The 12,052-nt window shown below is 55.3% G+C and carries 10 protein-coding genes; 2 read left to right on the top strand and 8 right to left on the bottom strand.

Annotated features, from left to right (window positions below):
* Window positions 1-4 precede the first annotated feature (4 nt).
* The 4 genes from LG371_RS08650 to pilM are packed head-to-tail and all read right to left on the bottom strand — an operon-like array spanning window position 5 to window position 2,987.
* Window positions 5-535 carry a pilus assembly protein PilP gene (locus tag LG371_RS08650; RefSeq protein ID WP_179945906.1) on the bottom strand — a complete coding sequence of 177 codons (531 nt, stop codon included), beginning with the start codon at window positions 533-535 and terminating at the stop codon, window positions 5-7.
* Window positions 536-571: 36 nt separating this feature from the next.
* A complete protein-coding gene (locus LG371_RS08645) occupies window positions 572-1,186 on the bottom strand; it encodes a type 4a pilus biogenesis protein PilO (RefSeq protein WP_067592821.1) in 615 nt (204 codons plus the stop codon).
* A 15-nt stretch (window positions 1,187-1,201) separates the two neighbouring features.
* Window positions 1,202-1,885, bottom strand: a complete 684-nt coding sequence (locus LG371_RS08640) for a PilN domain-containing protein (protein ID WP_067592825.1) — start codon at window positions 1,883-1,885, stop codon at window positions 1,202-1,204.
* A gap of 1 nt (window position 1,886) precedes the next feature.
* Window positions 1,887-2,987, bottom strand: a complete 1,101-nt coding sequence (pilM, locus tag LG371_RS08635; protein ID WP_225748273.1) for a type IV pilus assembly protein PilM — start codon at window positions 2,985-2,987, stop codon at window positions 1,887-1,889.
* A 131-nt stretch (window positions 2,988-3,118) separates the two neighbouring features.
* Between pilM and LG371_RS08630 the strand changes: the two genes are divergently transcribed.
* On the top strand, window positions 3,119-5,485 hold the full coding sequence (locus LG371_RS08630; RefSeq protein ID WP_225748272.1) for a penicillin-binding protein 1A: 2,367 nt from the start codon (window positions 3,119-3,121) through the stop codon (window positions 5,483-5,485).
* A gap of 320 nt (window positions 5,486-5,805) precedes the next feature.
* The gene (dapC, locus tag LG371_RS08625) at window positions 5,806-6,999 is read left to right on the top strand and encodes a succinyldiaminopimelate transaminase (RefSeq protein ID WP_225748271.1); all 1,194 of its coding nucleotides are present in this window, start codon (window positions 5,806-5,808) and stop codon (window positions 6,997-6,999) included.
* A 92-nt stretch (window positions 7,000-7,091) separates the two neighbouring features.
* On the opposite strand, the gene LG371_RS08620 is transcribed toward dapC, so the two are convergent.
* The 4 genes from LG371_RS08620 to ilvB form a co-directional block, all read right to left on the bottom strand.
* Window positions 7,092-7,910: a class I SAM-dependent methyltransferase gene (locus LG371_RS08620; protein ID WP_225748270.1), complete on the bottom strand. Its 819-nt coding sequence runs from the start codon at window positions 7,908-7,910 to the stop codon at window positions 7,092-7,094.
* Between the two features lie 93 nt (window positions 7,911-8,003).
* Entirely contained in the window at window positions 8,004-9,110 is a 1,107-nt protein-coding gene (gene serC / locus LG371_RS08615; protein ID WP_067592836.1) for a 3-phosphoserine/phosphohydroxythreonine transaminase, read from the bottom strand.
* 444 nt (window positions 9,111-9,554) lie between these two features.
* A complete protein-coding gene (gene ilvN, locus LG371_RS08610; protein ID WP_067592839.1) occupies window positions 9,555-10,046 on the bottom strand; it encodes an acetolactate synthase small subunit in 492 nt (163 codons plus the stop codon).
* Window positions 10,046-11,824 carry a biosynthetic-type acetolactate synthase large subunit gene (gene ilvB, locus LG371_RS08605; RefSeq protein ID WP_225748269.1) on the bottom strand — a complete coding sequence of 593 codons (1,779 nt, stop codon included), beginning with the start codon at window positions 11,822-11,824 and terminating at the stop codon, window positions 10,046-10,048. Before ilvB ends, ilvN begins: the two co-directional genes overlap by 1 nt.
* Window positions 11,825-12,052: the final 228 nt, after the last annotated feature.

The following is a 12,052-nucleotide window of genomic DNA, read 5'->3' as shown; positions in this document are numbered from 1 at the left end:
AAGTTTAATTAGGTTTTGATTGGTTAGCATCTTGGGTGTTCAATTCCAATTCTGCTGTTCGACGTTGCCATGCACCGTAACTGTCTTCTGTTACTTCAGACAAAATCAGCTTGTCTGGAGTAATGGCAGTAATCTGGCCATAGTTTTGACCAAGATAATTACCAACGCGTACGGTATAAGTATGACCATCTGCTTCCACAAAGGCGGAAAGCTGATTCCCTTGTTTGATGGAACCCACATAGCGCAAGCTTTCCAAACTGAAGTTTTCCAAAATTTCTTTTGGCCTATTTGGATTGGGGGCGTTAACGCCATTTTGCTGGGTGGGGCGGAGGCGCTTGGAATCAAAAATATTCAAGCCATTAATAACCGGATCAATATACTCTGGAGATTTTGAAATTGTAGGAATCTCTGGTTGGCGAACATTATTTTTCGCTTGGGTTCGAGCATTGTCCATCCATTGTTGCAAGTCACCTTTGGTTAGAGAGCAGGCTGTCAGCATGCAAAGTGCTGAGAACCATAATATATTTTTCTTCATCGTAAATATCCTTACATAAAGACTTTGATGTATTGGTTATTCAGCCTGAGATGCGGCAGATGCAGCAGCAGCTTCGCTGGGTGCTATTGCTTTATAAGTGTTGGCATTAGCAGTTAAGGTAAGCAAGCCGTTGCTATCTTTGGCATCCGAAGGAACAAGGTTTATCTTATCCAATGTAACGATACGGGATAAACGACCGACATCACGAACAAATTGTGCAATTTGCTCATAGCTCCCAGTGATAGAGATTTCATATGGAAGTTGTTGCACGTTATCCAGATCAACGGGTGGTAAAGGTTTGACACTGTTCATCCGCATGCTGTTTTTCGCACCAGCCTGATGCAATTCTTGAATCAGGTTAGGAATTTCAGCATCGGTTGGCAATTGTTTCAACAATACGTTAAAAGCGGTACGGATTTTTTCCAGCTCATCTTTTAATACGGGAAGATTTGCTGCCTGGTTGGCTTTATCCTGATATTCTGTTTTTAATTCCTCTTCTTTTTGCTCTAGGGTGCCTAGCTCTTCCCATTGGCTTTGAAAAAGGGCAAAGTAGCCAGCAGCTAAAAGAAGAACAACGATAACAATACCAGCGCCAAGCTGAACCAGTTTGTTTTGTTTATATAGATTATTTAAATCAATTTTTTGTGCCATGATTGGATCCTTCCGTTAGTTTGCAGGGGAAGAAGTAGGTACGGAAGAGGTAGCAGATGCTGCTGTGTTGGGTGCTACTACGGAAGCAGCTGAATCCGTGGCTGATTCTGTAGGCATAACTACAGGAGCAAAGTTTGCAGAATCAGGATTCATTGGAGCAGAAGCAGAAACCGCTACGGAAAGCTCAAATTCTTGTACAGAATCTACTTTATTGATGCTATCCAAGGAAGGTTGCCCGAAAACATTGGTAGTCGGGATCACGCGCATGAAGTCAGCAATTTTACTGTCGCTGGTTGCCTTGCCTATCAGGGTATAAGTGCTGACATCTTTAGCTTTGATGCCGGTTAGGTAAACACCTTCGGGTGCGACGGTATTCAAGGAGTCAATCATCCTAGCAGCTTCAAAGCGTTTGTTTTCCAGCTCTTCAACTTTTGCTTTACGAGCCAAGAAATCACGTTTTTCAGCTTCTAAAGATTGCACTTCTTTAATTTCAATATCCAGTTTGGATATACCATCGGCCAATTCTTGGTTACGAGACTCTTGGTTGAGAATCATGCCGCTGAGAGATACATAGGTAAGCACAAGCAGACCCACACCTACTAATGCAGAAAACACCATCAGTCGGGTAAATTGCGTTTTTCTTTGCTTGTCCTGTTCCTCGCGGTAGGGCAGCATATTGAGTCTAATTAATGGAATCATTTTACAGTCCTCTTACAGCCAATCCGAAGGCAACGGTTAGTTGGCCGGATTCTAGGTTGAATTTAGAAGTTTCGGTCTGCTTGCCGGTTTGGGTGCTAGCAATAGGTTCTACTTGTTGGGTAGAGATATTGGTTTGCGCATAAACGGTTTTAGCGAGGCCGAAAGGCTGCATGAACGGACACCCAGAAATTAGGATATGCTTCACGCTGTCTTGGTAGTCGCTACTTACAGTCGTGTAGTAGAACTGTAAAACCCTCTGAATTTCTTGGGTAAGCTGACTGTTGAAATGGTCGGCTACCGCACCTTGGAAGTCAGCCGGTTTGTTACCTTTAAAACGCATGCTCCAAGCATCGTCTTCGCTCAGCTTATACTGACGCTGGATGTTGTGGGTCAGCTGTTTGTTGCCGAAGTTGGTTTCCTGTTTATAGACGATATTGCCGTTTTGCAGAATCAAGGCTTTGGTTTGCTCTTCATCCACATGGAAAATAGCCAGTTTTTGATGCTCCAGATCCGGGGCGAATTGATCAATCCAAACGGAGAAGGCATTCACAACTGCAAAAGTGTCCACGTCCATTTGAGATAGCGGAATGTCGGCATCTGCGAATAGATCTGATCGCAAATCTACGTCATCGCGTTTGGCTGCGGCCATCACTACTTCAGTAACATTACCGTTTTGCAATTCATCGGTAATTTGGTAGTCATAACTCAGATTGTCGGATCCAATGGTTTGGCTGGCTTCTAACTCAACGAACTCTTCCAAAGGCAGGTCGGAGCTACGTGCGTCATAGGAGACATTTTGGATAGTAGTTAATGACTGTGGCAGGGCGGCTGTCACATTCTTACAACTGCTACCGAGCTGTTGGTAAGCTTGTTGTAAATATGACACGAGTTGGTCATGGTCTTCGATGTTGCCGTTTATAATAACGCCCTTGGGAAGGGGTTGGATGGTGTAGTTTTCCAGCCTTAAATTACCCGGAACGCTGCCGGCAAGATGTACCATGTTAATGGCATTTGGCGTAATATCCACGCCCAAGCAGCCTTTGCTGCCAAAAGACATTTTAGTCTTTTGTTTTGATTTTTTTGGTTTTTTTGATATTCGCATCTTTAAGCCTCCCTTTGAAAGACCGGCGAATCGGTCACAGGTAAATTTATATCAGGTTTAGCGTTTTCTTGCATAAATTAAGGTATAGTTTACTTTAGTCAAAGTACATATTGATAGAAAAATCTTTAGTTATGTTCAGAAAAATTTTTAAAACAGTGTTTGGATTGCTTTTGGGGCTGGCCTTATTCGGGGTCGGTCTGTTGGCGATTGCGGTTTTGGTTACCTATCCGAAGCTGCCCACTTTGGAGACGGTAACAAATTATCAGCCGAGGATGCCGCTGACGATTTATTCTTCAGACGGTAAGTTGATCGGCATGTATGGCGAGGAGCGCCGTGCGTTTACCAAAATTGACGAATTTCCGCCGGTGTTGATCAATGCGGTGATTGCGGCAGAGGATAAACGCTTCTACCAGCACTGGGGCGTGGACGTGACCGGTGTGGCGCGCGCGCTGATCGGCAACTTCCGTGCCGGCGGCGTGCAATCCGGCGCCAGTACCATTACCCAGCAGGTGGCTCGCAACTTCTATTTAACCAACGAACGCAGCTACCGCCGCAAATTCAACGAAGCGCTGCTGGCTTATAAGATTGAGCAGTCGTTGAGCAAACAGCAGATTCTCGAGCTGTATTTTAACCAGATTTATTTGGGCCAACGCGCTTACGGTTTTGCTGCCGCTTCGCAGATTTATTTCAATAAGCCGGTTAAAGATCTGACTTTGGCCGAAGCCACGATTTTGGCCGGCCTGCCCAAGGCGCCGTCTTCTTTCAACCCGATTGTGAATCCGGCTCGAGCCAAACTGCGCCAGCAATATATTCTGAACAATATGGTGGAAGAGAAGATGATCACGCCGCAACAGCGCGATCAGGCTTTGGCCGAAGAGCTGCATTACCAGCGCCAGCAGGTGGAGATTGACCAAAACTCCCTGTATGTGGCCGAAATGGTGCGGCAGGAAATGTATGACCGCTACGGCGAAGAGGCCTACACCCAAGGCTTCCGCGTGTACACCACAGTCAGCTTGGAAAGCCAAAAGGTGGCCACACACGCCCTGCGCCGTGCACTTAAAGGGTTCGGCATAGGCGCGTATCGCGGTGCGGAAGCCTTTATCGACCTGAAAACCATCGAGCCGGATGTGCTGGACGAAAACCTAGACCAATATCTGGATGCGGTCTACACCGTAGACGGTTTGCAGCCCGCTGTGGTGTTGCAGGCCAGCCGGTCGGGCATTGAAGCTTATATCCAGGGCGGGGACCGCATCAAAATCAGCGGCAGCTCGCTCAACTATGTGGCACGCACCATCAACAACGGCAAAGACAACGCCATCCGCCCCGGCGCGGTAATCCGCGTGCGCAAACTGGATCGCGGCTGGCAGATCAGCCAGATGCCGGAGTTGCAGGGCGCATTTGTGGCCTTAGACAGCAAAACCGGCGCCATCCGCGCACTGGTGGGCGGGTTCGACTTCCACAGCAAGAGCTTTAACCGCGCCACCCAGGCCGAACGCCAGCCCGGCTCCACCTTCAAACCATTTGTTTATTCCGCTGCCTTGGCCAAAGGCATGACGGCGGCCACCACCATCAACGACGCGCCGCTCGAGTTACCCGGCATGGGTTCCGGCGGCCGCCCGTGGCGCCCGAAAAACTCCGACGGCCGCTATTCCGGCTTCATCACCCTGCGCCAGGCGCTGACCGCTTCCAAAAACATGGTGTCCATCCGCATCGTGATGGCGCTCGGCCCGCACGAAGTGCACCAATATGTTCAGCGTTTCGGCTTCAACCCTAGGCAGATTCCCGATTCCTTATCTATGGCCTTGGGCAGCGGCGTGGCCACCCCCTTGCAGATGGCGCAGGCTTATGCCGTGTTTGCCAACGGCGGCTACAAAGTTTCGCCCTATGTGATAGACCGCATCGAAGACAGCCAAGGCCGCCTGCGTGCGCAGATGAAGCCTTTGGTGGCCGGCGAGAGCGCGCCGCAGGTGATTGACCCGCGCAACGCCTACATCATGTACACCATCATGCAAGACGTGGTGCGCCGCGGCACCGGTGCGCGCGCCAATGCCCTCGGCCGGCGCGATATTGCCGGCAAAACCGGTACCACCAACGAAAACAAAGACGCCTGGTTTGCCGGTTTCAACCCCGATTTGGTGGGCGTGGTGTATATCGGCTTCGATAAACCGCGCAGCATGGGCCGCGCTGGCTTCGGCGGCACGATTGCCCTGCCGGTGTGGGTAGAATACATGCGCTACGCGCTCAAAGGCGTGCCGCAGAAAGAAATGCCGATGCCGGCGAAAATTGTGCGCAACGGCGGCGAATACTTCCTGCAAGAACAGCAGAGTACCAGCGCCCGCCTGGCCATCGACAACCGCGGTGCCGCGCCTGATGCGGTCGATATCCAAGCCGCCGGCGGCGATCCCGTGATTCCCGACGAAGGCACGGCAATCGAGCCGGTACAGCCGCAAGGCGGTGGCGGTGCCGCGCCCTCGCAGGAGATTGACGCGCTGTTCTAACCGGCACTGCGCCTGAAGCAGAAGGCTACCTGAAAACCATCAACACGCTGTGTTCGGTTTTCAGGTAGCCTTTATCCATAGTATCGGCTTGACCCGGAGGCTACCTGAAAAAATCTCAATTGCCACAGATAAGAATCTTCCCATTCATAATCTTCAGCTTGAAGGCTACCTGAAAATCCTGCCGCAGCCATCATCCCGCTCCAAACTTTAATTTTCGTAAAAGCAAAGCCTTTGCGGTTTAAAGACTCCGTTTTTCAGGTAGCCTGATTGCCCCTTGGCGATTACAATAGCCGCCTCTCCCCATTTCCCGAGCGCACATCATGAACCCGCATTTAGCCCAACTCCAGCCCTATCCCTTCGCCCGCCTGCGCGAGGCCATGCAAGGCGTGGACGCCCCCGCCGGCCTCGCCCCCGTGCCGCTGCAAATCGGCGAGCCCAAACACCCCGCGCCCGCCGTGATTACCGATGCGCTCACCGCCGCCCTGCCACGCCTCGACACCTACCCGCAAACCCTCGGCCTGCCCGAATTGCGCCAAGCCTGCGCCGGCTTCCTACAACGCCGCTACGGCCTCACGCTCAACCCAGACAGCGAAATCCTGCCCGTGCTCGGCAGCCGCGAGGCGCTGTTTTCCTTCGCCCAAGTCGTGCTCGACGGCAGCGCGCAGCCCAAGCCCGTGGTGGTGTGCCCCAACCCGTTTTACCAGATATACGAAGGCGCCGCGCTCTTGGCCGGTGCGGAAACCGCCTTCGCCAACTGCCACGCCCCGCGCTTCCAGCCCGACTGGGGCAGCGTGCCCGAAGCCGTGTGGCAGCGCACCCGCCTGGTATTCGTGTGCTCGCCGCACAACCCCTGCGGCAGCGTGATGCAGCAGGCCGACTGGGCCGAGCTCTTCGCCCTGCAAGACCGCTACGGCTTCATCATCGCCGCCGATGAATGCTATTCCGAAATCTATTTTGAAGGCGAAGCGCCCATCGGCTGCCTGCAAGCTGCCGCCGCACTGGGGCGCAGTTTCGACAAACTGGTGATGTTCACCAGCCTTTCCAAACGCTCCAACGTGCCCGGCCTGCGCTCCGGCTTCGTGGCCGGCGACGCCAAGCTGCTCAAAGATTTCCTGCTCTACCGCACCTACCACGGCAGCGCCATGAGCCTGCCCGTGCAAATGGCCAGCATCGCCGCTTGGAACGACGAAGAACACGTGCTTGCCAACCGCCGCCTGTATCAGGAAAAATTTGCCAAAGTGCTGCCGATTTTGGCGCAAGCCTTTGAAGTGGAACGGCCGGACGCATCGTTTTACGTGTGGCTGAAAGCGCCCGACGGCGACGATTTGGCCTTTACGCGCACGCTGTGGCGCGAAGCCGCCATCCAAGTGCTGCCCGGCCGCTTTATGGCGCGCGACACGGCGCAGGGCAACCCGGGCGCGGGCTATGTGCGCATCGCGCTGGTGGCGCCCGTGGCCGATTGCGTGGCGGCGGCGGAGAAGATTGTGGAGATTCGGCGGCGGTGTTATCCGTAGGCGGTTCGCTGAAATACAGGCGGAATAAAGAAAAAGGCTACCTGAAAAAATTTTCAGGTAGCCTTTGTGTTGGATATGCTTGAAGTTTGCGGCTAATCAATGCGGTAGTGTAGCAGGCGGGTGCTTTCTCGTATGGAAGGCACGAGGCGCATGATGTGGTAGGAGAGCCAGCCGGTGCGCTTCCATTCGGCGGGAAAATCGCCGATGAGGAGCCGGCTGGAGACGAGGTGCAGGTTGCCGGCCCATTGTTCGGCTTCGCGTTCGTTGTCGCAGTAGGATTCGAAGCGGGCGCGGGCGTTTTTCATGGCTTCGTGGCGGGCGGAGTGTTTGGCGGTCCAGCTGTTGCACATGTCGAAGGCGATTTCGCTGCCGCTGAAGCGGGCGGCGAGGTTTTGGAACAGGCTGCGCACGGTGTCGATGGGGAAATACATCAGCACGCCTTCTATCACGAAGAGGAATGCGGCTTCGGGATGGCGGGTTTGCAGATCTTCCATCCATTCGGTGCTGAAGGCGGAGGAGGGGAGCAGGGTTTCGTTGGCTTGCGGGGGGAGGAGCCGGCGGCGCAGTTCGATGACTTCGGGCAGGTCGAGCTGGTAGAAGGGGGCGTTGCCGGCTTGGCTGCCGAGGCGTTCGCGGCGGCTGTCGAGCCCGCAGCCGAGGATGACGATGACGGGGTGGGTGTGGCGGCGGATGAAGTCGGTGGTGAGTTGGTCGAAATGGCGGGAGCGGATGGCGGTGCCGACGATGGTGTGTTTGGCGTGGGCGAGGCCGGTGAAGTCGTAGTCGATTTGTGGCACGAGTCGGCAGGCGGCTTCGTCGCGCAGGATGGGGTTGGGCTGCTGGGCGGCGCGGTATTTCATGTAGAGGGGGATGAGCAGGGTTTCGCTGACGGCGTTTTCGATTTTAATCATGGCGGGCTCCATCGATAAAGGGCTACCTGAAAAGGGGAAGGCTACCTGAAAAATAGTTTTCAGGTAGCCTGATTATACGCCTGGGGCAGGGGATTAGCCGTAGCGTTTTTGGAATTCGCGCATAAATTCGATCAGGGCTTCCACGCCTTGCAGGGGCATGGCGTTGTAGATGCTGGCGCGCATGCCGCCCATGCTCTGGTAGCCGCGCAAGAGGCGCAGGCCGCGGGTGGTGGATTCTTGGGCGAAGAGTTCGTCTAAATCGGGGTTGCCGGTGCTGAAGATGACGTTCATTTTGGAGCGGGCGGCGGGGGCGACGGGGTTGCGGTAGAAGCCGCCGCTGTTGTCGATGGCGGCATACAGGGTTTTGGCTTTGAGGGTGTTGATGGTTTCCATCTGCGCCACGCCGCCTTGCGATTGCAGCCAGCGGAACACGAGGCCGGCGATGTAGATGGGGTAGGTGGCGGGGGTGTTGTACATGCCTTGGCGCTGGATGTGGGAGCGGTAGTTCCACACGTCGGGCACGCGACTGGAGCAGCGTTCGAGCAGGTCTTCGCGGATGATGACGATGGTGGTGCCGGAGGGGCCGATGTTTTTCTGCGCGCCGGCATAAATCACGCCATAGTCGGCCACGTTGATGCGGCGCGACAAAATCTCGCTCGACATGTCGCACACGAGGGGCGGCATGCCAGCGCCGAGTTTGGGCGCTTCGCGGTATTGCAGGCCGTGCACGGTTTCGTTGATGACGAAATGCACGAAGGCGGAGCCCGGGTCGATGTCCCAGGAGGAAACGGGCGGCAGGTCGGTGTAGTTGAACTGCTCGCCGCCGTGTGCGGCCAGGTGGATGTTTACATCGGAAAGCTTGCCCATTTCCTGATGGGCGATACGGCTCCAGTTGCCGGTTACCACGGAATCGACGCGCTTGAAGCCGTTGCTCAGGTTCATCACGGTCATGTTGAATTGGGCGCTGGCGCCGCCTTGCAGGAACAGGACTTTGTAGTTGTCGGGGATGCCGAGCAGCTGGCGCAGGTCTTGCTCGGCGTGGTAGAGGATGCTCATGAATACGTCGGAGCGGTGGCTCATGGTCATCACGGAAAAGCCGGTGCCGTTGTAGTCGAACATTTCGCTTTGTGCGGTGCGCAACACGGATTCGGGCAAGACGGCGGGGCCGGCAGAGAAATTATAGATGGGGGTGTTCACGATGGGCTCTGGGGATGAAAAAGGCGGCGTTTGCCGCTGCGGTTTAAGCAAATTGGCGGGAAGATGGTTGGGGATTCTATGCCGCGCTTAGGGTGGCGGCAAGGTTTTCGGCGGTTTTCTGCAAAATGGGGGAATAGTGGAAAACCGGTTATTAACTATTATTTCAGGCATTGAAAAGTGATTTTCACTGCTTTGATTGGAGATTTGGTGTTTATTGCTGCCGGCCGAGTTAGGGCAAGTGAAGAGCGCTCTGTGGCGGTTTTGGTCTTTGGGCGTGGGTTGGTTTTAGCTTTGCAGAAACTCTGCTTCTTGCGGAAGCTCGGTTTTCAGGTAGCCTTAAGCACTGTGGAGGGGGAAGCTGTGCCACAAATATTTTCAGGTAGCTTGTATTGCTGCATACAGGCTACCTGAAAAATTTCCAACCTATCTCAATAGGCCGCTCAAACATCAAATTTTCAAAATCCGCTCGCCGCGACCGATGCCGGCGGCGCCGGTGCGCACGGTTTCCAGAATCAGGCCTTTGGGCACGGTTTCCAGGAAGCTGCTGAGCTTGTCGCTGGTGCCGGTGATTTCGATCACATAGCTCTTGTCGGTTACGTCCACCACTTGGCCGCGGTAGATGTCGGTGAGGCGCAGCAGCTCGTCGCGGTCTTTGCCCACGGCGCGCACTTTCACCAGCATCAGCTCGCGTTCCACATGGCGGCAGTGGTTGAAATCGATCACTTTCACCACTTCCACCAATTTATTCAGCTGCTTGGTGATCTGCTCCACAATTTGGTCGTTGCCGTGGGTAACGATGGTCATGCGGGAGAGGGTGGCGTCTTCCGTGGGGGCGACGGAGAGGGAGTCGATGTTGTAGCCGCGTGCCGAAAACAGCCCGACCACTCGGCTCATGGCGCCGGATTCGTTTTCCATCAAAACGGATAAAATGTGTCGCATTATGGCACGCTCCTTTTGTCGTAGTGGCGGTCGGTGACTTCGTTTACATCAGAATCGGCTTTGCGCTCGCGCATATGCGGCGGCAACACCATTTCGTCCAGCCCCTTGCCGTTGCCGACCATGGGGAAGACGTTTTGTTTGCGGTCCACCACGAAATCCATAAACACCAGGCGGTCTTTCAAGGCCAGCGCCTCGCGCAGCGCGCCTTCCACGTCGGCCGGGTTGCTGATGCGCATGCCCACGTGGCCGTATGCTTCGGCCAGCTTCACGAAGTCGGGTAGGGTGTCGAAATAGGTTTCCGCCTCGCGGTTGCTGTAATACAGCTCCTGCCATTGGCGCACCATGCCTAGGTAGCCGTTGTTCAGGCAGATGATTTTCACCGGCAGATTGTATTGTTTGCAGGTGGCCAGCTCCTGAATATTCATCTGCACCGAGCCTTCGCCGGTGATGCAGCAGATGTCGCGCTCGGGCGCGGCCAAATAAGCGCCCATGGCATAGGGCAGGCCCACGCCCATGGTGCCCAAGCCGCCGGAGTTGAGCCACTGGCGCGGCTCATCGAAGGGGTAATACTGCGCAGCGAACATTTGATGCTGACCCACGTCGGAAGTGATGATCGCCCGGCCGTTGGTTACCTCGGCCAGCGTGCGGATCACCTGCTGCGGCAGGATCACATCCGAGCGCGGCTCGATATACAGGCAGTCGCGGCTGCGCCAGGCTTCGATTTGCTGCCACCATTTTTCCAAGGCGGCCGGGTTGAGCGCGAGCTCCTGTTTGCGCCACAGGCCGAGCATTTCCGTTAATACGTTTTTCACGTCGCCCACAATCGGCACGTCCACCTTCACGCGCTTGGCGATGCTGGATGGGTCGATGTCGATGTGGATGATTTTCTTCGGGGCTTCCAAGAATTTGCCGGGCACGGAAATCACGCGGTCGTCGAAACGCGCGCCCACCGCCAAAATCACGTCGGCATTCTGCATGGCCAGGTTGGCTTCATAGGTGCCGTGCATGCCGGGCATGCCGAGGAAGCGGCGGTCGGAGGCCGGGTAGCCGCCCAAGCCCATCAGCGTGCCGGTGCAGGGGGCGTCGAGCAGGCGCACCAAGTCGATGAGCTGTTCGGAAGCGTTGCCCAAAATCACGCCGCCGCCGAAATACACCAGCGGGCGTTTGGCTGCCGCCAGCATCTGCACGGCTTTCTTAATCTGGCCGATGTGCCCGTGCGTAACCGGCTGATAAGAGCGGATAAAGATGTCTTCCTGCGGATAGCTGAATTTCGACAGCGTTTGCGTGGCATCTTTGGTGATGTCCACCACCACCGGGCCGGGGCGGCCGCTTTGCGCGATTTGGAAGGCCTTTTTGATGGTGGGCGCCAAATCGTCCACCGAAGTGACCAGAAAATTGTGCTTCACGCAGGGGCGCGACACGCCCACCATGTCGATTTCCTGGAAGGCATCCGTGCCCACCGCCGGCGAGGCCACCTGGCCGGAAATCACCACCAGCGGGATGGAATCGCTGTAGGCGGTGGCGATGCCGGTGATGGCGTTGGTGGCGCCCGGGCCGGAGGTAACCAGCGCCACGCCCACCCTGCCGCTCACGCGCGCATAGGCATCGGCGGCGTGTACCGCGGCCTGCTCGTGGCGCACCAGGATATGCTCGAATTTGTGGAGTTGATAGATGGCGTCGTAGATTTCCAGCACCGCGCCGCCGGGATAGCCGAACACGTATTCCACGCCCTCGGCCTTGAGACTTTGCACCAATATTTGTGCGCCTGATAATTGCATCAAACCTCTCCTTTATGCACATCAGCCGATCGTTCGGCGGCGGCTTTACCACGGCACGGTAGTGCGCTGGCCGGAGCCGGGCGGTTTAGGGTACGCGAAACGGCAACAACCGGTAACAGCCAACCGCCGCATCCGTCGGAAGAGATGCAGGGGTTGTGTAAAAAAGGGAAAAGCAAGATACCGCAGGGCGGCGCAAAAAACAAGGCTTTGGAATAAAAAGCCGTTTCA

The organism is Eikenella sp. Marseille-P7795 (assembly GCF_916618725.1).
In the GTDB taxonomy this organism is placed as follows: Bacteria; Pseudomonadota; Gammaproteobacteria; order Burkholderiales; family Neisseriaceae; genus Eikenella; species Eikenella longinqua.
The sequence above is the reverse complement of the archived record's forward strand: the minus strand, read 5'-3'. Positions and strand labels throughout refer to the sequence as shown.